Origin of the sequence: Nocardioides bruguierae, from assembly GCF_023656415.1 — a bacterium.
In the GTDB taxonomy this organism is placed as follows: Bacteria; Actinomycetota; Actinomycetes; order Propionibacteriales; family Nocardioidaceae; genus Nocardioides; species Nocardioides bruguierae.
Genome location: NZ_JAMOIL010000007.1, coordinates 39,119 through 62,962 on the forward strand (window position 1 = coordinate 39,119; position 23,844 = coordinate 62,962).

17 protein-coding genes and 1 pseudogene are annotated in these 23,844 nt (G+C 73.7%); 14 read left to right on the forward strand and 4 right to left on the reverse strand.

Going from position 1 to position 23,844, the window contains the following annotated elements:
* Positions 1-101: 101 nt before the first annotated feature.
* Positions 102-1,607 (reverse strand): S1C family serine protease, encoded by a 1,506-nt coding sequence (locus M8330_RS06590; protein WP_250826669.1) that lies wholly within the window; start codon positions 1,605-1,607, stop codon positions 102-104.
* A gap of 397 nt (positions 1,608-2,004) precedes the next feature.
* Here M8330_RS06590 and M8330_RS06595 point away from each other — a divergent pair, with 397 nt between their 5' ends.
* Both M8330_RS06595 and M8330_RS06600 read left to right on the forward strand, forming a co-directional pair.
* A complete protein-coding gene (locus M8330_RS06595; protein ID WP_250826670.1) occupies positions 2,005-5,136 on the forward strand; it encodes a choice-of-anchor A family protein in 3,132 nt (1,043 codons plus the stop codon).
* A gap of 71 nt (positions 5,137-5,207) precedes the next feature.
* Positions 5,208-5,645, forward strand: coding sequence for a hypothetical protein (locus M8330_RS06600; protein WP_250826671.1), 438 nt, complete (start codon positions 5,208-5,210; stop codon positions 5,643-5,645).
* Between the two features lie 100 nt (positions 5,646-5,745).
* Here M8330_RS06600 and M8330_RS06605 read toward each other — a convergent pair whose 3' ends face one another.
* Positions 5,746-7,035: a citrate synthase gene (locus tag M8330_RS06605; RefSeq protein ID WP_250826672.1), complete on the reverse strand. Its 1,290-nt coding sequence runs from the start codon at positions 7,033-7,035 to the stop codon at positions 5,746-5,748.
* Between the two features lie 465 nt (positions 7,036-7,500).
* Here M8330_RS06605 and rplM point away from each other — a divergent pair, with 465 nt between their 5' ends.
* The 5 genes and pseudogenes from rplM to M8330_RS06630 all read left to right on the forward strand — a co-directional run bounded on the left by rplM (position 7,501) and on the right by M8330_RS06630 (position 11,622).
* The gene (rplM, locus tag M8330_RS06610; protein WP_250056825.1) at positions 7,501-7,944 is read left to right on the forward strand and encodes a 50S ribosomal protein L13; all 444 of its coding nucleotides are present in this window, start codon (positions 7,501-7,503) and stop codon (positions 7,942-7,944) included.
* A gap of 32 nt (positions 7,945-7,976) precedes the next feature.
* Positions 7,977-8,477 (forward strand): 30S ribosomal protein S9, encoded by a 501-nt coding sequence (gene rpsI / locus M8330_RS06615; RefSeq protein WP_250826673.1) that lies wholly within the window; start codon positions 7,977-7,979, stop codon positions 8,475-8,477.
* Between the two features lie 12 nt (positions 8,478-8,489).
* Positions 8,490-9,787: pseudogene (gene glmM / locus M8330_RS06620) on the forward strand (phosphoglucosamine mutase).
* 60 nt (positions 9,788-9,847) lie between these two features.
* Entirely contained in the window at positions 9,848-10,819 is a 972-nt protein-coding gene (locus tag M8330_RS06625; protein WP_250826674.1) for an ABC transporter ATP-binding protein, read from the forward strand.
* Entirely contained in the window at positions 10,816-11,622 is an 807-nt protein-coding gene (locus tag M8330_RS06630) for an ABC-2 transporter permease (protein WP_250826675.1), read from the forward strand. The genes M8330_RS06625 and M8330_RS06630 overlap by 4 nt, the downstream gene beginning before the upstream one ends.
* Before the next feature lie 26 nt (positions 11,623-11,648).
* On the opposite strand, the gene coaA is transcribed toward M8330_RS06630, so the two are convergent.
* Positions 11,649-12,671: a type I pantothenate kinase gene (gene coaA / locus M8330_RS06635; protein ID WP_250826677.1), complete on the reverse strand. Its 1,023-nt coding sequence runs from the start codon at positions 12,669-12,671 to the stop codon at positions 11,649-11,651.
* 190 nt (positions 12,672-12,861) lie between these two features.
* Between coaA and glmS the strand changes: the two genes are divergently transcribed.
* Together glmS and M8330_RS06645 are read left to right on the forward strand one after the other, a co-directional pair.
* Positions 12,862-14,706, forward strand: a complete 1,845-nt coding sequence (gene glmS / locus M8330_RS06640) for a glutamine--fructose-6-phosphate transaminase (isomerizing) (RefSeq protein ID WP_250826678.1) — start codon at positions 12,862-12,864, stop codon at positions 14,704-14,706.
* A 7-nt stretch (positions 14,707-14,713) separates the two neighbouring features.
* Positions 14,714-15,067, forward strand: a complete 354-nt coding sequence (locus tag M8330_RS06645; RefSeq protein ID WP_250826679.1) for a holo-ACP synthase — start codon at positions 14,714-14,716, stop codon at positions 15,065-15,067.
* A gap of 43 nt (positions 15,068-15,110) precedes the next feature.
* On the opposite strand, the gene M8330_RS06650 is transcribed toward M8330_RS06645, so the two are convergent.
* Positions 15,111-16,070, reverse strand: coding sequence for an endonuclease domain-containing protein (locus M8330_RS06650; protein WP_250826680.1), 960 nt, complete (start codon positions 16,068-16,070; stop codon positions 15,111-15,113).
* 263 nt (positions 16,071-16,333) lie between these two features.
* Here M8330_RS06650 and M8330_RS06655 point away from each other — a divergent pair, with 263 nt between their 5' ends.
* The 5 genes from M8330_RS06655 (at position 16,334) to tsaE (ending at position 23,776) form a co-directional block, all read left to right on the forward strand.
* Positions 16,334-18,910 (forward strand): amidase family protein, encoded by a 2,577-nt coding sequence (locus tag M8330_RS06655; protein ID WP_250826681.1) that lies wholly within the window; start codon positions 16,334-16,336, stop codon positions 18,908-18,910.
* 116 nt (positions 18,911-19,026) lie between these two features.
* Complete coding sequence (locus M8330_RS06660; protein ID WP_250826682.1) at positions 19,027-20,442, forward strand: NAD(P)H-hydrate dehydratase; 1,416 nt, start codon at positions 19,027-19,029, stop codon at positions 20,440-20,442.
* Positions 20,443-20,502: 60 nt separating this feature from the next.
* Positions 20,503-21,678, forward strand: a complete 1,176-nt coding sequence (gene alr / locus M8330_RS06665; RefSeq protein WP_250826683.1) for an alanine racemase — start codon at positions 20,503-20,505, stop codon at positions 21,676-21,678.
* On the forward strand, positions 21,675-22,817 hold the full coding sequence (locus M8330_RS06670) for an alpha/beta fold hydrolase (RefSeq protein WP_250826684.1): 1,143 nt from the start codon (positions 21,675-21,677) through the stop codon (positions 22,815-22,817). Before alr ends, M8330_RS06670 begins: the two co-directional genes overlap by 4 nt.
* A complete protein-coding gene (gene tsaE, locus M8330_RS06675; protein WP_250826685.1) occupies positions 22,814-23,776 on the forward strand; it encodes a tRNA (adenosine(37)-N6)-threonylcarbamoyltransferase complex ATPase subunit type 1 TsaE in 963 nt (320 codons plus the stop codon). Before M8330_RS06670 ends, tsaE begins: the two co-directional genes overlap by 4 nt.
* Positions 23,777-23,844: the final 68 nt, after the last annotated feature.

Consider the following 23,844-nt stretch of genomic DNA (forward strand, 5'->3'; position numbering starts at 1 on the left):
CACGAAACCCCGCCCCGGAGGACCGGGACGGGGCTTCGCCTCTCGGACGACCGGTGGGACCAGGACCGGCCGGATCAGGGGCCCGCAGCGCGGGCGAGGGGTCAGGACGAGGCGGTGCCGCCGTCCGAGTCCAGGGAGAGGGTCGCGGTGGACTCCGTGCCGTCCCGCAGGTACGTCACGGTGACCTCGTCACCGGGGCGGTAGCCACGGATCGTGGCCACGAGCGAGTCGCTGCTCGTGATCATCGTGTCGTCGACCTGGGTGATGATGTCGCCGACCTGGAGGCCCGCCGAGCCGGCGGCGGAGCCGTCCGTCACGGCCTGGACCTGCGCCCCGTCGGTGACGGTGCCGTCGGTGGCCGTCGTCCCGCTCTGCACGTCCGAGACCGAGATCCCCAGGCGGGCGTGGGTGGGCGTCTCGCCGTCGATCATCTGCTGGATGACCGGCCACACCTCGTCGATCGGGATGGCGAAGCCGAGGCCGATGGAGCCGCCCTCCTCCGTGGTGCCGTACGCGGAGGACGAGGAGGCGGTCTGGATCGAGGCGTTGATGCCGACCACGTTGCCCTCGAGGTCGACGAGCGGGCCACCCGAGTTGCCGGGGTTGATCGCCGCGTCGGTCTGGATGGCCGGGTAGACGGTGGCGTTGCCCTGGTCGTCGGAGCCGACGTCGACCGGGCGCTCGAGCGCGGAGACGATGCCGCTGGTGACGGTGGCGTCCAGGCCGTAGGGGGAACCCACGGCCACGACGCCCTCGCCGACCTTGAGATCGGAGGAGACGCCGATGTCGGCAGGGGTCAGGTCGCTGACGCCCTGCGCCTGGATGACGGCGGTGTCGGTGAGCGGGTCGGTGCCGACGATCGTGGCGGTGGCGTGACTGCCGTCGTTGAAGTCGACGGTGATCGAGCCGGAGTCGCCCGCCACCTCCACCACGTGGTTGTTCGTGAGGATGGTGCCGTCGGAGGAGAGCACGATGCCCGAGCCCGAGCCGGACTCCTGGGCACCGACCACCTCGATCATCACCACGGAGGGCAGGACCTTGGAGGCCACCTGCTCGATCGTGGAGGCGTCGGTGTCGTTGCTGGTGACCACCTGCGAGGTCGCCGCGCTGGCGGTGCTGGTGGAGCCGTCCTCGTCGTCGTACCAGCTCCAGGCGGCGGCGCCGCCGAAGCCGGCCGCGGCACCCAGCACGAGGGAGAGGGCGACGACTGACGCGGCGAGCCCGCCGCGTCGCTTGCGCGGAGCGGTCTGGGCAGCAGGGGCCTGGGCGGGCAGCGTCGCGGTGGCGCCGTCCTGGGCGCCCCACACCGGGGGCTGCCACGTGGTGGCGTCGTAGCCGGGCTGCTGGGGCGCCGGGGTCGGGCCGGCGCCGGGGGTGGCCCGCAGGGGAGCGGTCTCCTCCGTGGACGAGGCAGGGGAGGCCCCGTAGCCCGGGGACGCGGCGCCGCCGCTGGTCCAGCCCTGGTCACCCGAGCCCTGGTCACCCGAGCCCTGGTCGCCCTGGGACGCGTCCCGCTGCTGGTAGGGGTTGCTGTTCGGGTGGTCGGGGTAGCTGCGACGCGGCTCCGCAGAGCCGTCGCTCGGGGGGCCGGACGGGGTCTCGCTCATGTCCTCGATCGTCGCCAACGATGCTGTGACCAGGCTGAGACGACGGTTGAAAGAGCCCGCTGTGGCTGTGTGGAACCTGTGAGTCCTGTGCGACCGCGCCGTGCCCGGCCCCCGACACCGCCGGGACGCGACCCACGGCACCGGAACGGCTCAGTAACAAGACGTCCACCGAGCCGTCCGCGTGCCTGCTCCCGTGGGACGGTGAGACCCGGTGCACGACCGCGTCCCACTGGACCGGACCGCGCGCGGGAAAAGCCACGGACCAGGGACGGGACGCGGTACAACGATCCACGGGGACGCGGGTCCGACGGCGCAGGGAGGTGCCGGCGGGGCACGCGCGCGTCCCGGGGCCCGTCCCGGGAGGGGACCGGCCAGGAGTGCGGGGGGACACGTACGCATGAAGGCACCGCTCGTCGCAGCGCGACGCTCGACCCGTGGCCGGGCGGCCGCGCTGACCGGGCTGACGGCCGCCGCCGCGCTCGCTCTGAGCAGCGGCTTCGTCGCGCTCACCAGCGCCTCGGCCGACGCCAACGGCAACGGCGGTGGCAACGGGAGCAGTGGCAGCAGCACGGCCTGCTCCGTGGGCGGCGTCAGCGGTGTGGCCGTGACGCAGCTGCTGGGCGATGCGACAGGGTGGACCGAGCTCGTCTCCGGCGACGACCGCCGCTACTCCAGCGAGTCCGAGGGCCTCGTCGCCGTCGGCGGCACGCTGCGGGTCGGCGCCGCGAACGTGGCCACCCGCTCCGACGTCGCCGCGGGCTCGGCGGCCCTCGTCGCCGGCGCGGTCTCCGGGACCGTCAACCTGACCCGGGGCTCCTACGCGGTCGGGGACCTCGGTGGCGCCACGATCAACGTCAACGACCCCGACCGCGCCGCGGGCGCGGTGAGCAGCCCGGTCGACTTCGACGCCGCCTTCCTCTACCTCTCCTCGCTCTCCGACGCGCTCGCCACGCTGCCGTCCACCGGCACCACGCAGGTGGGGGTCTACGACAACGGCAGCAAGCGGCAGCTGGAGCTGACCGGCACGAGCCCGCTGCTGAACGTCTTCAGCCCCACCGCCGAGCAGCTCGGTGCACAGGTGGAGGGCGTCTACCTCGACGTCCCGGCCGGCTCGACCGTCGTCGTCAACCTGCCGGCCGGCGACGTGACCCTCGGTCGCGGCGCCTCGTTCTGGCTCGGCGGCTACCGCGACGGCGCCGTCCAGACCAACGACGGCCTGGCCGACGACTTCGCCGGCTTCCTGTGGAACGCGCCGGACGCCGACACCGTCGACGCGGCCTTCGCCAACACCTTCCCCGGGACCCTGCTCGCCCCCCGCGCCGACGTGACCCTCGGCGCCACCAGCCACCTCACCGGTCAGGTCGTCGGTGCCTCGCTGGACGCGGCGATCGAGACCCACCTGAACCTGTTCCCCAGCACCGTCTGCCTGCCCGAGGCGGCGGCCGCCGCCGTCGACGTCTCCGCGGTCAACAGCGGCGTCTGCGCGCCGCTGAACTCCGGCAAGATCGACACCCCGTCCGGCCCGATGACGGTCACCTACGACCTCGACGACGTCGTGGCGCTCGAGACCAGCCGGGGCAACCCGGACGCGGTCGGCCCCTGGGAGATCGAGGGCTACTGCGTGAAGGCCGGCTTCGTGAACAACGGCAACGGGCCGGTGTACGTGGACCTGGACGAGCCCGTCGACACCGTCACCTTCAGCTACAAGGGCGGCGCCAAGCAGATCTCGCACTACGCGGTGAAGTACCGGCTGGCCGGTGCGTCGGCCGGCACCCCCACCAGCACGCCGACCGGCACTCCCACCGGCACTCCCACCGGCACGCCCACCGAGACGCCCACCGAGACGCCCACCGAGACGCCCACCGAGACGCCCACCGAGACGCCCACCGAGACGCCCACCGAGACGCCCACCGAGACGCCCACCGAGTCCCCGACGGCGACCACCAGCAGCCCCGGCACCGGAGGCGGCACGGGCGGCGGGTCCGGGGGCGGCACCGCCCCGCGCTCCGACGTGACGGTCAGCAAGACGGTCTCGGACGCCACCCCCACCGGCGGTGACGTCGTCACCTACTCGTTCACGGTGGCCAACATCGGCCTCGCCACCGCCACCGGCGTGGTCCTCACCGACCCGCTGCCCGACGGGGTGACGCTGCGCTCGTTCGGCAGCAGCGACTGCCACGTGGCCGCCCGGGTCGTGACGTGCGAGCTGGGTGACCTCGAGGCCGGCGCGTCCGTCGTCCGCACCATCGACGTGGCGCTCGACCCGACGGCGGGCGCCGGCCGCAGCCCGCACGCCCAGGCCTACCACTGGCTGACCCCGTTCAAGGTGGAGCAGCAGGTCGACCTCGAGGCCGGCCAGACCCGCTCGGTGCAGGTCACCTGCACCGGTGGCGGCCTCGTCACCGACGGCAGCCTCCGCGTCGACCACGTCGACCAGGGCACCGGCACCCTCGAGGACGTCCGGGTGCTCTCGGCCGCCGCGGCCGACTCCCACACGTGGGCAGCCGTCGTCCGCAACGACGCCACCGGCCGGGCCCAGACCAAGGCGTTCGTCGCCTGCCTGCCGGCCACCACCGAGCAGGCCGACTCCCAGACCGGGCACGGCAACGGCCACGTCCACGCCCTCGAGGTCGACTCCGCCATGGCCACGACCACGGCGACCCTGCCGGCCGGCACCACCGCGGTGGAGGCCACCTGCGTGGCCGGCACCCGCCCGGTCGCGCCCGGCTGGACGACCAACGGCGGCGTGGTCACCCTCGTCGGCTCGCAGAGCACCACGGCCCGCGGCTGGCGCTGGACGTTCGAGGCCGACGCCGAGACCGTCGTGACGGTCTCCGCGAGCTGCCTGCGCACCTCGACCACGGCCGTGCAGGGTCACACCCACGACCTGGTGCTCACGCCCGTCACCCGCACCGTCACGGTGCCGGCAGGCTCGGTCGTGGAGGAGCAGGTGGTCTGCGCGGACGACGCCAAGGGCGTGCTCGCGTCCTGGCGCCTGACCGGCGGGCTGGTGAACCTCGGCAACGACCCGCGGATCAAGACCCGCGCCTTCCGGCTGCTGAACCCGGGCGGGCAGTCCGCCACGGCGACGTTGACCCTGTGGTGCGTCGGGGACCGGACCACCACCGAGCGGGTGGGCACCGCCTCCCCGGTCGCCATCGACAACACCGCGACGGTCGCCTCGACCGACGTCGACGCGGACGGCGGCAACAACAGCTCCACGGTGACCGCCATCGTGTCCCCGGGCAGCACCACCGTCGTGGTCGCTCCGGTCGCGCGGACGACGTCCTCGACCCTCACCACGAAGGTCGCGGCCTCGGTGATGGGCGGCAGCACCGTCACGGTCAGGGCCCGCGGCAAGGTCCTGGCCCGCTCGAGCGCCCGGCTGGAGGGCTCCGGCACGGCGAAGGTGCGCCTGAGCCTGACCCGGGCCGGTCGTCGGCTGGTGAGCCGGGGCCAGGCCGCCGCCGTCGTCGTGGTCGACCCGCAGCGCGGGCCGGTGGCCCGAACCCGGGTCGCCCTGCGCTGAGGCACGCCGAGGCACTCACGGGACGCAGCACGGACCCCATCCTCCCACGCCCCGCTCGCGCGGGTGGGAGGATGGGGTCCGTGCGTTTCACCGAGAACGAGATGACCCGTGCCATGGAGGGCGCCGCCAAGAGCGTGCTGGCGACCCAACGCGAGGTCCGCAAGAAGGGCCGCGACGTCGAGGACGTGTGGCACGAGCTGGGCCGCTTCGGGCGCTACCAGCTGCTCTCGGGCCTGGGGGACCAGATCCTGCCGGTGCTCGTGGCGCTGCCCGACGTGGAGGTCGAGCCCGGCACCCGCCCGCAGTTCACCGACGAGCAGGTGCAGGCCGCCGTCGAGGAGACGCTCGGTGACGTCAACCGGCTCCAGCGTGCGGTGCTCGTCCGCACGCGCATCGCGCTGGTCCGCCAGGCGCTCGAGGCCGTGCCGCCCCGCATCGACGCCGACGGGCTGCTCACCGAGGAGAACCTGGGCGACATCGAGATCCCGGACGACCTCTCCGGTCTCTGAGCGCCGCCCGGGCCGCGCTCACCTCGCGGCAGGGCTCCGGAACGCCACCGGCCCCGGACGAGTCGTCCGGGGCCGGTGCTGCTCAGCAGGGGAGCGGGGCTCAGGCCCAGCGCTGCGAGGCCGGCGTGAACTGCAGGGTGCGGTCGCCGGTGTAGATCTGCTTCGGGCGCGCGATCTTCTGCTCCTTGTCGGTCACCAGCTCGCTCCACTGGGCGAGCCAGCCCGGGGTGCGGCCGATGGCGAACAGGACGGTGAACATCTCCGGCGGGAACTGGAAGGCCTCGTAGATCAGGCCCGAGTAGAAGTCCACGTTGGGGTAGAGCTTGCGCTTGACGAAGTACTCGTCCTCGAGCGCGATCTTCTCCAGCTCCTTGGCGATCTCGAGGAGCGGGTTGACCCCGGTGACCTCGAAGACGTCGTCGCAGGCCTTCTTGATGATCGTGGCGCGCGGGTCGAAGTTCTTGTAGACGCGGTGCCCGAAGCCCATGAGGCGCTCGTTGCCGGCCTTCACGCCCTCGATGAAGGCGGGGATGTTCTCCTTGCTGCCGATGCGCTTGAGCATCCGCAGCACCGCCTCGTTGGCGCCGCCGTGCAGCGGGCCGTACAGGGCGCCGACGCCGGCCGCGACGGCCGAGTAGGGGTCGACCTGCGAGGAGCCGACCGAGCGCACGGCGTTGGTGGAGCAGTTCTGCTCGTGGTCGGCGTGCAGGATGAAGAGCGTGTCCAGCGCCTTGACCAGGCGCGGGTCGGCCTCGAACTTGCTCTCGCTCATCTTGAAGAGCATGGAGAGGAAGTTGCCCGTGTAGGACAGGTCGTTGTCCGGGTACACGTACGGCTTGCCCTGCGCGTGGCGGAAGGCCCAGGCGCCGAGCGTCGGCATCTTCGCGATCATCCGGACCATCTGCATGTGCCGGTTCTGCTCGTCGCTGATGTCGCGCGACTCGGGGTAGAACGTCGACAGGGCCCCCGTCGACGCCATCAGCATCCCCATGGGGTGCGCGTCGTAGCGGAAGCCCTGCATGAACGTCTTCACGTTCTCGTGCACGAACGTGTGGTAGGTGATCTCGTGCACCCACGCGTCGTGCTCCTCCTCGGAGGGCAGGTGGCCGTGGATCAGGAGGTAGGCGACCTCGAGGAACGAGGAGTGCTCGGCCAGCTGCTCGATCGGGTACCCGCGGTACTCCAGGATGCCCTTGTCACCGTCGATGTAGGTGACGGACGAGCGGCACGAGGCGGTGTTGACGAAGCCCGGGTCGTACACGGCCAGGCCGGGGGTCTCGTCGTCAGTCTTGATCTTCCCGAGGTCGGCGGCACGGATGGTGCCGTCGGTGATCGGGACGTCGTACTCCTGTCCGGTGCGGTTGTCGCGGACTGTCAGAGATTCGGTCACGACGCCCGACTGTAGTCCGCGCCACGTCGGGGCCGGTAGCGGGTGTCCCACCCTCCGGGCCACGTCCGCCCTGGCCGCCACCCGCATCCGGAGTCCGGACGGGACCGTCCGCAATCCTACAAGTGTCGGCAACGTGGCGCTGCCCGGCAGTCGTGCGGGACGCTGGACGTGGCCCGCGCTAGACCCCGTCCGGCCGAGAGCCCCTCCCGCGCTCCAGGGGCGACCTCGCGCGGTTTGGACTCCCGGGGCGCCGGACGCCTACTGTGTCCTGTCGCGACTTCTGCCGCGTCCCGACCCGTCACGGGTCGGGGTGCAGATCCGGACGTGAGCCGGGCACCGCGAGCCCCTGTGACGCAGGGGTGGGTGCCGCCAGGTGCGAACCGGGCCGTGTTCGTCAGGAGTCGCGGTTGCACCACCCGGTCGGCACCCCGACCGGGCCGAACGAACGAGAGAGTAGGTACAGCCGTGCGCACCTACAGCCCCAAGCCCGGCGACATCCAGCGCGAGTGGCTCGTCATCGACGCCGCCGACGTGCGCCTGGGTCGCCTCGCCGTCACCGTGGCGAACCTGATCCGCGGCAAGCACAAGCCGATGTTCGCGCCGCACGTCGACGCCGGTGACTTCGTCATCGTCATCAACGCCGAGAAGGTCTCCCTGTCGAGCAACAAGGCCACCACCAAGATGGCCTACCGCCACTCCGGCTACCCGGGTGGTCTGACCTCCACGCCCATCGGCGAGGTCCTCGACACCGACGCCCGCAAGGCCATCGAGAAGGCTGTCTGGGGCATGCTCCCCAAGAACAAGCTGGGCCGGCAGATGCTGAAGAAGCTCAAGGTCTACTCGGGTCCCAACCACCCGCACCAGGCCCAGCAGGCCACGCCCTACGAGATCAGCCAGATCTCCCAGTAACTTCTCGACGAGACGTAAAGGAACCAAGAGACATGGCTGAGAACGCCACCGAGGTCGAGGAGACCTTCACCACCGACGCGCAGGGCGTCGCCTACAGCTCCGAGTCGGCCCCGTCCGCCGACGCCGAGGCCCGTCCCGCCACCATCGCGCCGGCCGCTGCCGTGGGTCGCCGCAAGGAGGCCGTCGCCCGTGTCCGCATCGTGCCGGGCACCGGCCAGTGGACCGTCAACGGTCGCGCCCTGGACAGCTACTTCCCGAACAAGCTGCACCAGCAGGTCGTGAACGAGCCGTTCGCCACCACGCAGCTCGAGGGTCGCTTCGACGTCATCGCCCTGATCCACGGCGGCGGCATCACCGGTCAGGCCGGCGCCCTGCGCCTCGGCGTGGCCCGTGCGCTGAACAACGTGGACGTCGAGGCCAACCGCCCCTCGCTCAAGAAGGCCGGGCTGCTCACGCGTGACGCCCGCGTCATCGAGCGCAAGAAGGCTGGTCTGAAGAAGGCGCGCAAGGCGCCGCAGTTCTCCAAGCGCTGATCCCGACCCGTCTTGGGACGACTCTTCGGGACCGACGGGGTCCGAGGCCTGGCCAACGGTGAGCTCACCGCTGACCTGGCTCTCGGCCTCTCGCCGTCGTCGGCCGTGACACCCGCATCTCCGGGCAGTTCCTGGAGCACGCGGTGGTCGCGGGCCTGGCCTCGGCCGGCGTGGACGTGCTCCGGCTCCGGGTGGTGCCCACCCCCGGCGTCGCCTACCTCACCGACCTGCTCGACGCCGACCTCGGCGTCGTCATCAGCGCCTCGCACAACCCGATGCCCGACAACGGCATCAAGTTCCTGGCGCGCGGCGGGGTCAAGCTGGACGACGCGGTCGAGCGCGCCATCGAGGCCGCCATGGACGCCGCACCGCTGCGGCCCACCGGCGCCGACGTCGGTCGCGTGACCAAGTACGCCGGCACGGCCGACGACTACGCCGACCACCTGCTCTCGACCCTCGACGGCGGCCACGCCCGCCCGCTCGAGGGCCTCACCGTGGTGCTGGACTGCGCCCACGGTGCCGCGCACGAGGTCGGCCCGGCCGTCCTCAGCGCCGCCGGCGCGACGGTCATCGCCATCGGCGACCGTCCCGACGGCCTCAACATCAACGACGGCTGCGGCTCCACCCACCTCGAGCCCCTGCGCGCCGCGGTGCTCGAGCACGGCGCGGACGTCGGCATCGCGGTCGACGGCGACGCCGACCGCTGCCTGGCCGTGGACGCCACGGGCGCCGTGGTGGACGGGGACCAGATCCTCGCCGTCCTCGCCCTCGGCCTGCACGAGGCCGGCCGCCTGGCCGACGACACGCTCGTCGTCACCGTGATGAGCAACCTCGGCCTGCACCTGGCCATGAAGGACGCCGGCGTCCAGGTCGTGCAGACCGCCGTCGGTGACCGCTACGTGCTCGAGGCCATGAAGGTCGGCGGCTACTCCCTCGGCGGGGAGCAGTCCGGCCACGTCATCCTCTCCGACCACGCCACCACCGGCGACGGTCTGCTCACCGCCCTGCACCTGCTCCAGCGGATGCGCGCCACCGGTCGCACGCTGGCGGACCTGGCCGGCGTGGTCACCCGCCTCCCGCAGGTGCTCGTCAACGTCCGGGGCGTCGACAAGACCCGCGCCGACGACGAGAAGGTGCTCGCCGCGGTGGCGCTGGAGGAGGCCGCGCTCGGCGAGACCGGGCGCGTCCTGCTGCGCCCCTCGGGCACCGAGCCCGTCGTCCGCGTCATGGTCGAGGCGCCCACCCACGACGTGGCCCAGGGCGTCGCGGACCGGCTGGCCGAGGTGGTCCGGGAGCGGCTCGCGCTCTGAGCCCTGCCGGCACCGCGTCGTCGGGTGGGGCCCGGCCCCTGGATCGCTAGGGTCGCTGCCATGACCCCGGCACCCCCACCGGACGCGCCCGTGCTCGAGGCCGTGGGCCTCACCAAGGACTTCGGTGCGGTCCGGGCCGTCGACGACCTGTCGTTCGCCGTCGCCCCGGGCCGGGTCACCGGCTTCCTCGGGCCCAACGGGGCGGGCAAGACGACCACGCTGCGCATGCTGCTCGGCCTGGTGCGTCCCAGCGCCGGCCGCGGGCTGGTCGGCGGCCGCCCCTACGGCGAGCACCCGGCGCCGGCGCGCCTCGTCGGCGTCTGCCTGGACGCGGGCGCCCTGCACCCCGGTCGCACCGCCCTCGGGCACCTCCGGGTGGCGGCCGCACCCCTCGGGCTGCCCGAGACACGGGTGCGGGAGGTGCTGGCCCTCGTCGGTCTGGAGGCGGTGGCGCGTCGCCGCGTCGGCGGCTTCTCCCTCGGCATGAAGCAGCGCCTGGGCCTGGCCGTCGCGCTGCTGGCCGACCCCGCCGTCCTGGTGCTCGACGAGCCGGCCAACGGCCTGGACCCCGAGGGGATCGTCTGGCTGCGCAGCCTCCTGCGTTCACTGGCGGGGCAGGGCCGCACGGTGCTCGTCTCCAGCCACGTGCTCCGCGAGGTGGAGCACACGGTGGACGACGTCGTGGTCGTCGCGTCCGGTCGGCTGGTGGTCGCCGAGCCGCTGGTCGACCTCGCCCGCCGTGCCGAGCCCGCGACGCTGGTGCTCGCCCCCGACGCCGCCGGGCTGGCCGCCCTGGCGCGGAGCCACGGCTGGACGACGGCCCCCGACCCGGCCACCGGCGGGGTGGTGCTGGCCGGTGCCGAGGCCGCCGGCGTCGGTGCCGCCGCCCACGCCGCCGGCCTGGAGCTGCACCGGCTGGAGCCGCGTGGGAGCGACCTGGAGTCGGTCTTCCTCCGGCTGACGCAGCCGGGCCCTGATCCCGGGGAGAGCCCTGATCCGGGGCAGAGTGCCGCCGAGGGGGTCGCCCGATGAGCCCGGTCGCGCTGCTGCGCACCGAGTGGCGCAAGCTCGTCACCACGCGCCTGTGGTGGGTGCTGGCGCTGGTCATGCTGGTCTACCTCGGCTTCACCGCCGTCGTCCTGGCCGCCTCGTTCGCCCTGGCCACGGCCGAGACGGCGCCCGACCTCGCCCCGGCCGACCAGACCCTGCTCGTGCTGGGCTCGCTGGGCACCGCCGGCTACGTCTTCCCGCTGCTGGTCGGCACGCTCCTGGTGACCTCCGAGGCGCGGCACGGCACCTTCACGGCCACGTTCCTCGCCGAGCCGCGGCGGTGGCGGGTGCTGGTGGCCAAGCTGGCCGTGGCGGTGCCCGTGGGGCTGGTGCTGGGCGTGGCGGGCACGCTCGGCGTCTCGCTGGGCCTCCCGGTGCTCGCCGTGCTCGGTGACGGCGCCGCGGTCGGTGACCCCGCCGTCGTCCGGGCCCTCGTGCTGGGCGTGGTGGTGACGACGCTGTGGTGCGTGCTGGGCGTGGCGCTGGGGTCGGTGGTGACCAACCAGGTGGCCGCGGTCGTCGGCGTCCTGGTATTCACCCAGTTCGTGGAGCCGGTCGCGCGGATCGCCCTGGGCACGGTGGACGGGGCCGCGCGCGTCGCCTCGTTCCTGCCGGGTGCGGCGGCCGACGCGGTCACCGGCGCGAGCCTGCTCGGCGCCATGACCGCCGGCTCCGGGGGCCCGGACCTCCTGCCCGGGTGGGCCGGGGCCCTCGTCCTGCTCGCCTACGGGGTCGTGCTGGTCACGGTGGGGGCGCGCACGACCTTCCGTCGCGACGTGCTCTGAGCCGAGGGGCGTCGCAGGCCCGCGCGTCAGAGCTTGCGCAGGCGGACGTAGCGCACCGAGTGGTCGGCGTCCTTGCGCAGCACCAGCGTGGCCCGCGAGCGGGTGGGCAGCACGTTGTCGACCAGGTTGGGGCCGTTGATGGTGTCCCAGATCCGCTCGGACTCGGCGACCGCCTCGTCGTGGGTCAGCGCGGCGTACTTGCGGAAGTAGCTGTCGGGGTCGCGGAACGCGGTCTGGCGCAGCTTGAGGAACCGCTGCGTGTACCAGTCGCGCACGTGGGTGGTGTGGGCGTCGACGTAGACGGAGAAGTCGAAGAAGTCGCTGACCGCCAGGCCCGTGCGGCCGTCCTCGCGGCTGCGCGAGGGCTGGAGCACGTTGAGCCCCTCGACGATGACGATGTCGGGGGAGCGGACGACGACCTTCTCGTCCGGCACCACGTCGTAGACCAGGTGGGAGTAGACCGGCGCGGCGACCTCGTCCTTGCCGGACTTGATGTCGATGACGAAGCGCAGCAGCGCCTTGCGGTCGTAGGACTCCGGGAAGCCCTTGCGCTGCAGCAGCCCCCGGCGCTCCAGCTCGGCGTTGGGGTAGAGGAACCCGTCGGTGGTCACGAGCGCGACGTTGGGGTGCTGGGGCCAGTGCGCCAGCATCTGCTGGAGCACGCGGGCGGTGGTGGACTTGCCGACGGCCACGGACCCGGCCACGCCGATCACGAACGGCGTGCGCGGCGGCGTGCGCTGGTGCAGGAAGTGCTCCTGCTCCTGGTGCAGCTTCTTCGCCGACTCCACGTACATGCTGAGCAGGCGCGACAGCGGCAGGTAGACCTCGCGGACCTCCTCGATGTCGAGGCTGTCGCCGAGGCCGCGCAGGCGGTGGATCTCCTCCGCCGTCAGCGGGCTCTCGGTCTCGCGGGCCAGGGCGGCCCAGGCGTCGCGGTCCAGCTCCAGGTAGGGCGAGGTCTCGCGGGGCGTCTCGCCCTGGACGGCGGGGAACCAGCCGGTCGGCGGGGCCGACGCAGGCGCGGCGTGCTGCTGACCGGGCTGGGGCATGACGGCGATTCTTGCAGCACGGGTGCCGCGCGACACAGGTCGCACCCCGGCTTCCGAGCGCCCCCAGCAGATGGCCGACACGTGTCGTCCGAGTGGGGGAGGGCGCGTCGGGGCAGGTCACGCGGCGACACCCCCGGGCCCGGCGTCGCCGACGCGGTTCTCACGCCTCGTCCGCCTAGACTCCCCTTCCATGTGCGGGATCGTCGGGTACGTGGGTGAGCGCTCGGCGCAGGACGTCGTGATCGACGGGCTGCGCCGGCTGGAGTACCGCGGCTACGACTCCGCGGGCGTCGCGCTGGTGCACGAGGGCGCCATCGCCGGCAACAAGAAGGCGGGCAAGCTCGCCAACCTGGAGAAGGCCATCGCGGAGGAGCCGCTGCCGGTCTCGACGATCGGCCTCGGCCACACCCGGTGGGCCACGCACGGCGCACCGAACGACCGCAACGCCCACCCGCACCGCGGCTACGGCGGCCGGATCGCCGTCGTGCACAACGGCATCATCGAGAACTTCGACTCCCTGCGCGGCCGGCTCGAGGACGACGACATCCAGCTCGTCTCCGAGACCGACACCGAGATCGTGGCGCACCTGCTGGAGCTGCAGGTGGAGTCCGGCGAGGACCTGACGACCGCGATGCAGCGCGTGTGCCGCCGGCTCGAGGGCGCCTTCACGCTCGTGGCCATCGACGCCCAGGACCCCGACCGGGTGGTCGCGGCGCGTCGGAACTCGCCGCTGGTGGTCGGGCTCGGCGAGGGCGAGAACTTCCTCGGCTCCGACGTCGCCGCGTTCATCGAGTTCACCCGCGAGGCGATGGAGCTCGACCAGGACCAGGTCGTCACCATCACCCGTTCCGGGGTCGAGGTGAGCAACTTCGACGGGACGCCGGCCTCGGGCCGCGTCTACCACGTCGACTGGGACCTGTCGGCCGCCGAGAAGGACGGCCACGACTGGTTCATGCGCAAGGAGATCTTCGAGCAGCCGCGTGCCGTGGCCGACTCGCTGCTCGGCCGCCGCTCGCGCTCCGGTGCCCTCCAGCTCGACGAGATGCGCCTCTCCGACCAGGAGCTGCGCGACATCGACAAGATCATCATCATCGCGGCCGGCACCTCGTTCTACGCGGGCCTCGTGGCCAAGTACGCCATCGAGCACTGGTGCCGCATCCCGGTCGAGGTCGAGCTGAGCTCGGAGTTCCGCTACCGCGACCCGATCCTCGACTACTCCACGCTCGTCGTGGCGATCAGCCAGTCCGGCGAGACCGCCGACACCCTGCAGGCGATCCGGCACGCGCGCACCCAGCGCAGCAAGGTGCTGGCGATCTGCAACACCAACGGCTCGACCATCCCGCGCGAGTCAGACGCCGTCATCTACACCCACGCCGGCCCCGAGATCGGCGTCGCCTCCACCAAGGGCTTCCTCACCCAGCTCGTGGCCTGCTACCTGCTGGCGCTCTACCTCGCGCAGGTCAAGGGCACCCGGTTCGGCGACGAGATCAACCAGGTGCTCCAGCAGCTGGAGTCGATGCCGGACCACATCTCCGCGGTGCTGGAGAAGTCCGAGCAGGTCTACGACCTGGCCCGCGAGCACGTCGACTCCCGCTCGGTGCTGTTCCTCGGCCGGCACGCCGGCTACCCGGTGGCGCTCGAGGGCGCGCTGAAGCTCAAGGAGCTGGCCTACCTGCACGCCGAGGGCTTCGCCGCCGGCGAGCTCAAGCACGGCCCCATCGCGCTGATCGAGCAGGACATGCCGGTGCTGTGCGTCGTGCCGCCCCGGGGCCGCGACCAGCTGCACGACAAGATGATCTCCGGCATCCAGGAGGTGCGCGCCCGCGGTGCGCGGACCGTGTGCCTGGCCGAGGAGGGCGACTCCTCCATCGAGCCCTACGCCGACGTCCTCATCACCCTGCCGCGGGTGCCCGTGCTGCTCCAGCCGCTGGTGGCCGTCGTGCCGCTCCAGCTCTTCGCCTGCGAGCTGGCCACCGCCAAGGGCCACGACGTCGACCAGCCGCGGAACCTGGCCAAGTCCGTCACCGTGGAGTGAGCCCCGCGTGGCCGTGCTCGGCGTCGGCATCGACGTCTGCGACATCGACCGCTTCTCCGCGACGCTGAACCGCACCCCGGGCCTGCTGACCCGGGTGTTCACGCCGGGGGAGCGGGACCGCACGGTCGCCTCCCTGGCGGCCCGCTTCGCGGCCAAGGAGGCGCTCGCCAAGGCGCTCGGCGCGCCGGCGGGGCTCTCCTGGCAGGACTGCGAGATCGTCTCGGAGTCCTCCGGTCGCCCCCGGTTCGAGGCCCGCGGCAGCGTGGCCGCCGCGCTCGCCGACCTCGGCTGCGCCTCCGTGCACGTCTCGCTCTCCCACGACGCCGGTGTCGCCTCCGCCGTGGTGGTGCTGGAGTCCTGACCCCGCGAGGGTCGTGTGCCCCAGCGGTTGCTCCGACGACCGCTCAGGCACACGACCTCGCCCGTGGCACCCCGAGGCGCACCAGGTCGGCGATGACCTCCGCCGGCTCGTGCCGCACCTCGTAGGCGGTGCAGCCCACCACCAGTCGACCGGCGCTGCTGAGCCGGCGGGCCCGTCGCTTGTCGGCCGCCCAGTGGCGGGCCTCGACGTGCGCGCCGCCGTCCACCTCCAGGACGAGGACCCGACCGTCCGGCAGCAGCCACTCGCAGTCCGTCCACCGGCGGCGACCGTCGGCGTCGGTGCGGCCGTGCTGCTGCCGGGGCGGCTCCAGCCCCGCGCCGGCGCAGAGATCGACGACGTCCTGCTCGAGACGGGAGTGGGAACCGGCCGCGGCCCAGCCCAGGGCGGCGCGGAACCGGGGCGCTCCGCGCAGCGGCCGGAGGGTCTGCACCCAGGTGAGGAGCCGCTCCGGCGTGGTCAGCCGCTGCTGCACGACTGCGGCCAGCAGCCCGTCCGCCGCCCGGGGCCCGAGCCGGTAGCCGGCGTGCACGAGCGCCGCCGGCTCGCACCGGGCCCGGGGGAGCAGCCCCGGGCCACGCAGCAGCTCGAACGGACGTCGGCTGCGGAAGAACCGCACCCCCGGCACCGGCTCGAACGCCAGCTCGTCATCGACCCAGACGGTGACCTGGTCGGGCTCCCAGCCGGCGAGGCCGTGCAGGCGCAGCGCCGACAGCCCACCGAGCATGCTGCGGGGGCCGGCGTGCAGGACCCCGATCCACTCACGCCGGCGCGTCGTCGCCTCCCCGGTGCTCAGCTGGACGACGCGCGGCGTGGTCAGGCTCCAGCGGCCGGCGTCGAGCTGGGCCCGCACGGCGCCGCGCGGGACCCCGAGCCGGGTCAGCTGGCGACGAGCGAGCAGCCCGCCCTGCTCCTGGGCGAGCCGAGCGAGCAGGTCACGGGTCTCGGCCTCCACCGGGAGGCGGCGCAGCGGGTCGGGTGCCATGTGCTCCCTCCTGCCCGCTCCGAGCCGGGCGGAGGCGGCCGTCCACAGGCGGGGACGCACCCGACGGGGTCGTGTGCCCCAGCGGTTGCTCCGACGACCGCTCAGGCACACGACAGCGTGGGCCGTAAACACTTCCTGACAGGCGCCTGAGATTCTCAGGAGATCGTCACGACGGCGCAATACGCCCGAGCAGATCTGCGATCGTCCGTAATACGGGGTGCTTAGCGTCCGGGCCGGACCACCACCCCGACGAGAGGACTTCCGTGAGCATCTCGCGCACGCGGCGGATGACGGCTGCGGCCGTCACCGCCTCCCTGGCCCTGGCCGGCCTGGCCGTCGCCGGCAGCACCACCGGCTCGGCCCTGGCGGCGGAGGAGGCGGCCTCGGGCGCCGTCCTCCTGGCCCCGTACTACACCGAGGCCGACGTGACCGGCGACGACCAGGTCACCACCGACGACCTGGACGTGGTCGAGGCGGCGATCGGCACCACCGACGCCGACGCCGGCTGGGCGGACGTCTCCGCCGCCGACACCGACGACGACGGCGAGATCACCAGCGCCGACCTGGCCGACGTGGCCATGCGCATGCTCTACGACGACGGCTCCTTCGACGTCGTCGAGGCGTCCGCGGTGCAGATGCAGGCCGCGATGAACGCCGGCGTCGTGACCGCCGTGGAGCTCACCCAGGCCTACCTGGACCGGATCGCCGCGCTCGACACCACCGTGATCGACACCGACGGCGTCACCGGCGAGGAGGACACCGACCGGGCCCTCAACTCGATCATCACCACCGGCGACGAGGACGCGCTGGCCGCGGCCGCGGAGTCCGACGCCTACCGCGCCGAGCACGGCGGGCCCCGCTCCATGCTGGACGGCATCCCGGTGCTGCTGAAGGACAACTACGACACCGAGGACATGCCCACCTCGGCCGGCAACGGCACCTGGGCCGACAACCAGACCGAGACCGACGCGTTCATGGTCTCCGGCCTGCGCAGCGCCGGTGCCGTCATCCTCGGCAAGGCCAGCCTGGACGAGTTCGCCTACGGCTTCTCCTCGCAGTTCACGACCCTCTCCGAGCGCGGCGGCACCGTCTACGTCGCGAGCCCGTACGACACCGAGCGCACCGCCGGCGGCTCCTCGGGCGGCACCGGCGCCTCGATCGCCGCCAACCTGGGCGCGATCGGCTTCGGCACCGACACCGGCGGCTCGATCCGCAACCCCTCGACCTACAACCAGCTGGTCGGCATCCGCCCGACGGTGGGCCTGGCCAGCCGCGACGGCATCGTGCCGCTGGCGCTGACCCAGGACACCGGCGGCCCGATCGCCCGGTCCGTCGCGGACGCGGCGATCGCGCTCGACGCCGTCACCGGCGTGGACGGTAACGACCCGGTCACCGAGGAGCAGGAGGGCCTCGTGCCCGACTCCTACACCTCCTACCTCGACCCGACCGCGCTCGAGGGCACGACGATCGGCTACCTGACCTCGATGGTCGGCACCAACGCGACGACCACCCGCCTCTTCGAGCAGGCCAAGGCCGACCTCGAGGCGCAGGGCGCGACCGTCGTCGAGATCGACACCAGCACCGACAACCCGCTGGCCGCCACGCTGAGCGAGGGCTCGGGCTCGACCAACGAGTTCAACCACGACCTGAACGACTACATCGACGCCCACCTGGACGCCGACGAGACCGTCCGCTCCCTCCAGGGCCTCATCGACGACGGCTGGATGGCGCCGAGCCGGATCGGCACCTACCAGACCCGCGCGGACGTCACCCAGGAGCAGTACGAGACCTGGATGAGCACCCACACCGTCGCGATCGAGAACGGTGAGGAGGTCACCACCGGCCTCATGGACGACTACGGCCTCGACGCGCTGATGTACCCCAGCGGCAACCCGTACTCGACCCAGAGCACGAACCTGCGGCTCTCGCCGAACACCGGCATGCCCGCGGTGACGGTGCCGATGGGCCAGGCCACAGAGGCCGACGGCACCATCACCGGCGCCGGCGTGAACCTCGAGCTGCTGGGTCGCAACTACACCGAGGGCGACCTCATCGGCTACGCCTACGACTACGAGCAGGCCACCGAGCACCGCACCACCCCGGCGCTCTACGGCGAGATCGACGGCGACGTCTTCGCCGGCACCGGCTCCGACGAGACCGCCGAGGCGGGCGACGGCTCCGTCACCGTCGACGCCCCGGAGAGCGTCTCCGCCGGCGAGCGGTTCACCGTCACCGTCTCCACCGACGCCGCCGACCTGTACGCCTACGGCGTGGACCTCGACTACGACACCAGCGTCGTCAAGGTCGTCAAGGGTGGCGTGGAGACCCCCTCCACCGGTGAGCGCTGGGTCGACCGGACCCCGGGCAGCCTGTCGCTGACCCACACCAAGCTCGGCACCAGCCCGTCCGACAACGGTGAGACCACCCTGGTCACCTACACCTTCAAGGCCAAGCGCGCGGGTGCGACCGGCATCGACGTCACCTCGGTGAGCACCGTCGACTCCACCGGTGCGACCACGGACGCCGACGCCGACGAGACCGCCCCCACGGTCACCAAGCGCAAGACCGGCACCGCCGTCGCCGCGGTCGCCCAGCGCGTCGGCAACGGGTCGAAGGTGCGGGCCGCAGCCGTCGTCGTGGCGGACGACGACGCCGCCCCGAACGGCCGGGTGACCTTCTTCGTCGCCGGCGAGAGGGTCGGCAGCAAGCGGCTGAGCGAGGGCACCGCCACGGTCACCGTCCGCACCTCGCGGAAGGGCCGCGCCGTGGTCAAGGCGGTGTACTCCGGCACCGCCAAGTACACCCGCAGCGTCGACAGGACGCGGGTCTCCGCTCGCTGACGCGAGAGCGCCGGCGGAGACCACCGGCCGGCACCGGTCGGCACCAGCAGCGCACCCGTCCGGGTTCCCCCGGGCGGGTGCGCTGCGTCGCGTCGGGGGCGTCCTACGGTGACGGCATGCGTCGTGCCCACACCGTCCAGCAGGTCCGAGCAGCCGAGGCGGAGCGGATGGCCCTCCTGCCGGAGGGCGCCCTCATGGCAGCGGCCGCGCACGGGCTGGCCCGGGCGGTCGCGGCGTTCCTCGGCGGCACGTACGGCCGACGGGTGGTGCTGCTGGTCGGCAGCGGCGACAACGGCGGGGACGCCCTGCACGCCGGCGCCGGCCTGGCACGCGACGGGGCGTGGGTCGAGGCGTGGCTGCTCTCCGACCGGCCGCACGCCGCCGGGCTGGCCGCGCTGCGCCGCGCCGGCGGTCGCGTGCGCGAGCACGGGGCCCTGCCGACGTCCGTGCCGCCCGACCGTGTGCCCGACGTGGTCGTGGACGGGATCGTGGGCATCGGCGGGCGCCCCGGCCTGCGGGACGAGGCACGCGCCGCGCTCGCCGTGCTGGCCGGCGTCCCCGTGGTGGCCGTGGACGTGCCCAGCGGCGTCGACGTCGACACCGGCGAGACGCCCGGCCCGCACGTGGTCGCCGACCTGACGGTCACCTTCGGCACCCTCAAGCCCGCGCACCTGCTCGACCCCGCGTCGGCCGCGTGCGGCGCGGTGGAGCTGGTCGACCTGGGGCTGGGCCTGCCGGCCGCCCCCGTCGAGGCCCTCGGCGCGGCGGACGTGGCGGCGCTGCTGCCCGTGCCGGGCGGCCGCGACCACAAGTACACGCGCGGGGTCGTGGGCGTGCGCAGCGGCTCGGCGACCTACCCGGGGGCGGGCCTGCTCAGCGTGGCCGGCGCGGCCTGCGGGCTGGCCGGGATGGTCCGGTACGTGGGCGACTCGGCGGTGGCCGACCGGGTCCGCGAGGCGCACCCCGAGGTGGTGGGAGCCGGGCGTGTGCAGGCCTGGGTCGTCGGCTCCGGCGGGGGCGCGGCCGCGGGCGAGGAGCTGGCAGCCGCGGTCGCCGACGGCGTCCCGGTGCTCGTCGACGCCGACGCGCTCGCGCACGTGCCCGACCTCGACCGGTCCACGGGGGCGCCGCTCGTGCTCACCCCGCACGCCGGGGAGGCCGCGTCCCTGCTCGGGGTGGAGCGCGCCGACGTCGAGGCCCGGATGCTCACCCACGCCCGTGACGCGGCGGCCCGGCACGACGCCGTCGTCCTGCTCAAGGGGCGGCGCACCGTGGTCGCGGCGCCCGACGGGCGGGTCCGCGTCAACACCACGGGCACGCCCTGGCTCGGCACCGCCGGGGCCGGCGACGTGCTCGGCGGGCTCACCGGCGCGCTGCTGGCCGCGGGGCTCGACCCGTTCGACGCCGCGTCCGTGGGCGCGTGGCTGCACGGGGCCGCCGCCGTGCTCGTCTCCCGGGGCGGCCCGATCGTCGCCGGGCAGGTGGCCGGGGCCGTCGCCGACGTGGTGCGGGGGCTCCCGGGACGGTCGTGAGGCGTCCCACCCCCGGGGGTGCGGGCACGTGACCCCCCTCCCGGTGGGAAGATGGGGGCGATGTCCGCCACCGCCCGCCCCGAGATCGTCGTCGACCTGGCGGCGGTCCGGCACAACCTGCGCACCATCGACGCGCTGGTCGGCGACGACGTCGCCACGATGGCGGTGGTGAAGGCCGACGCCTACGGCCACGGTGCCCTCGAGGTGGCGCGCGCGGCCCGCGAGGCCGGCACGCCGTGGCTGGGCGTCGCGACCGTGCCGGAGGCGCTGGCGCTCCGTGAGGCCGGGGACGTCGGACGCCTGCTGTGCTGGCTGGTGCTGCCGGGCGAGGACCTCACCGCCGCGGTGGCCGCCGACGTCGACGTCACCGCCGCCACCACGGCCCACCTGGACCTGCTCGCGCGCGCCGTCGAGGCCTCCGGTCGCCCCGCGCGGGTGCAGCTGAAGGTCGACACCGGTCTCTCCCGCTCCGGCTCGACCGCCGAGGCGTGGCCGGCCCTCGTGGCCGCCGCCCGCGCCGGCGAGCTCGAGGGCCGCTGGCGGGTGACCGGCGTGTGGTCGCACCTGGCCGCCGCCGAGGAGCCGGAGCACCCCGCCAACACCCAGCAGGCCGCCGCCTTCCACGCGGCCCTGGCCGTGGTCGAGGAGGCAGGTCTGCGGCCCGAGGTGCGGCACCTGGCCAACTCCGCCGCCGCGCTGCTCCACCCCGACCTGCGCCTGGACCTGGTGCGGATCGGCCTGGCCACCTACGGCCTCGACCCGGCCCCCGACGTCGCCCACGGCACCGACCTGCGTCCCGCCATGACCGTCACCGCGCCGCTGACCATGGTCAAGCAGGTGCCCGAGGGCACGAGCGTCTCCTACGGCTGGCGCTGGTCGGCGCCGGCACCGACGACGCTGGGCCTCGTGCCCGTCGGCTACGCGGACGGCCTCCCGCGCGCCGCGGCCGGCAACGACCGCCCCGGGCCCGCGGGCGCCCCTGCCGAGGTCGAGGTCGGCGGACGCCGCCGACCCCTGCGCGGCACGGTCTGCATGGACCAGGTGGTGGTCGAGCTCGGCCCGGCCGGCACCGAGGTCGGGGCGGCCGTGGGCGACGTCGTGCGCCTCGTCGGCCCGGCGCCCGCGCCGTCCGCGCAGGAGTGGGCACAGGCCTGCGGCACCATCAGCTACGAGATCGTCACCCGGCTCGGCGGCCGCCTCGTCCGCCGGCACGTGGACAGCGAGGAGGGCGCATGACGCCCCGCACCCCGTCCGGCCGCTCGTCGGGCAGGGCCGCCGCCGGGCCCGGCAGCGAGCACTGGCAGCGCAACCTGGTGCTCGGCATCGCGGGTGCCGCGGCGGGTGCCGCCGTGGCGGGCGGTGCCGCCGCGGCCGAGGTCGCCCGCCGCCGTCGCGTGGTCTCCAAGCGGGGCGCCGGCGACGTCGCCGTCCCGGGGTCGCTGCGCTCGCCCGCCCTCACCGTGGTGGCGGACGACGGCGTGCCCCTGCACGTGGAGGTCGACGAGTTCGAGCCCAGCGAGGGGGCCGCGGGTCGCTCGGAGCCGCCGCTGACGGTGGTGTGGGTCCACGGCTACGCGCTGACCTCCGACTGCTGGCACTTCCAGCGTGCGGCCTACCGCGGGCTGGTGCGCTCGGTCTTCTACGACCAGCGCAGCCACGGCCGCTCGGGGCGATCGTCGCCGGAGAACGCCACGATCGAGCAGTGCGCCCACGACCTGCTGACGGTGCTGGACCAGGTGGCCACCGGCACGCCCGTCGTGCTGGTCGGCCACTCGATGGGCGGCATGACCATCGCGGCGCTGGCCGAGGAGCACCCCGAGCTGTTCGGCACCCGGATCGTGGGTGTCGGCCTCGTCGCCACCGCCGCGGACAAGCTCGACATGGGCCGGATGTTCCTGCCCGCCGTGCCGGCGCGCCTGGGCGGGGAGCTGACCCGGCGGGTCATGCGCGGCGTCGGCGCCGGTCACAAGGCGGTCGACCTGGTGCGCGACCTCGGCGGCACCCTCTCGGAGCAGACCGCCAAGTACTTCGCCTTCGGCCGCGACGTGCCGCGGGCCTACCTCGACTTCGCGTGGTCGATGCTCTCGACCACGCCCACCCGGGTGCTCGTCGACTTCTTCCCCAGCCTCGACGGCCTCGACAAGCTGCACGCGGTGGAGGTGATGGGCCACGTGCCCGTCTCCATCGTCTGCGGCACCAAGGATCGGCTGACCAAGATCAGCCACAGCCGCACCCTCCACGCCCGGATCTCCGGGTCCCGCCTCCTCGAGGTGGCCGGTGCGGGCCACCTCGTGATGATCGAGAGCCACGGACAGGTGAACGCCGAGATCGACCAGCTCCTCGCCGCTGCGACCGAGACGGTGGAGGGCGCGTGAGCGACGTCGTCGTCCGCCCGGTCGGACCCGAGGCCGCCGAGGCCGTCCACACCGTGGTCGCGGCCGCCTTCGGCAACCGGATCGCCATGGACCCGCCGCCCGACGCGCTGTCGGAGACGCCGGAGACCCTGGCCGCGAAGCTCGCCGACGGCGGTGGCCTGCTGGCCACGCTCGACGACGTGCCGGTCGGCTGCCTCATCCTCGACCCCATCGGGTCGACCACCTACCTGCGTCGGTTCGCGGTCAGCCCCGACCACCAGGGCCACGGCATCGCCGGCCGGCTGATCGACGCGACCGTCGACGCGGTGCTGGCCTCCGGCCGGGGTATGGACGACCTGACCGTCGTGGCCCGCGAGGAGCTCCCGGCGACCATCCGGTTCTGGGAGCGGCAGGGCTTCAAGGAGATCCTGCGCTACTCCCCGCTGGTGGAGATGCGCCGCCCGCTGCGGACGATGGTCTTCCACGCGCCCACCGCCGAGGCCACGCGCGGCCTGGGCCGCTCCCTGGCCGGCCAGCTCACCCGCGGTGACCTGCTGGTGCTCACCGGGGACCTCGGTGCCGGCAAGACCACGTTCACCCAGGGCCTGGGCGCGGGGCTCGGGGTGCGGGGGCACGTCACCTCGCCCACCTTCGTCATCGCCCGCGTGCACCCCTCCCTGGTGCAGGGGCCGGCGCTCGTGCACGTCGACGCCTACCGGCTCGGCGGCCTCGACGAGCTGGACGACCTGGACCTCGACACCTCCCTCGACGACGCCGTCACGGTCGTGGAGTGGGGCGAGGACATCGCCGAGGGCCTCTCGGAGTCGCGCCTGGAGGTGCGGATCGTGCGGGAGCAGGGTCGGGTGGCGCAGGACGCCGGCGCGCTCGACGTCGACGGGGAGCCGCTGGACGAGCGGCGGATCGAGGTCACCCCCGTCGGTCCGCGCTGGCACGCGCTGTCCTTCCGCGGCCTGGGCTGACCGCAGCCGCGGGCTGCCGGGTCGGGATGGAACCGACAGGGCTGGTGGCGGTACCTTCTTCCTCCCGT

Coding starts and splice junctions, on each gene's coding strand:
- M8330_RS06590 (WP_250826669.1), bottom strand. CDS start 1,607: ATGAGCGAGACCCCGTCCGGCCCCCCGAGCGACGGCTCTGCGGAGCCG.
- coaA (WP_250826677.1), bottom strand. CDS start 12,671: ATGCCCCAGCCCGGTCAGCAGCACGCCGCGCCTGCGTCGGCCCCGCCG.
- rpsI (WP_250826673.1), top strand. CDS start 7,977: ATGGCTGAGAACGCCACCGAGGTCGAGGAGACCTTCACCACCGACGCG.
- M8330_RS06625 (WP_250826674.1), top strand. CDS start 9,848: ATGACCCCGGCACCCCCACCGGACGCGCCCGTGCTCGAGGCCGTGGGC.
- M8330_RS06650 (WP_250826680.1), bottom strand. CDS start 16,070: ATGGCACCCGACCCGCTGCGCCGCCTCCCGGTGGAGGCCGAGACCCGT.
- M8330_RS06630 (WP_250826675.1), top strand. CDS start 10,816: ATGAGCCCGGTCGCGCTGCTGCGCACCGAGTGGCGCAAGCTCGTCACC.
- alr (WP_250826683.1), top strand. CDS start 20,503: ATGTCCGCCACCGCCCGCCCCGAGATCGTCGTCGACCTGGCGGCGGTC.
- M8330_RS06660 (WP_250826682.1), top strand. CDS start 19,027: ATGCGTCGTGCCCACACCGTCCAGCAGGTCCGAGCAGCCGAGGCGGAG.
- M8330_RS06595 (WP_250826670.1), top strand. CDS start 2,005: ATGAAGGCACCGCTCGTCGCAGCGCGACGCTCGACCCGTGGCCGGGCG.
- M8330_RS06670 (WP_250826684.1), top strand. CDS start 21,675: ATGACGCCCCGCACCCCGTCCGGCCGCTCGTCGGGCAGGGCCGCCGCC.
- M8330_RS06600 (WP_250826671.1), top strand. CDS start 5,208: ATGGGGTCCGTGCGTTTCACCGAGAACGAGATGACCCGTGCCATGGAG.
- glmS (WP_250826678.1), top strand. CDS start 12,862: ATGTGCGGGATCGTCGGGTACGTGGGTGAGCGCTCGGCGCAGGACGTC.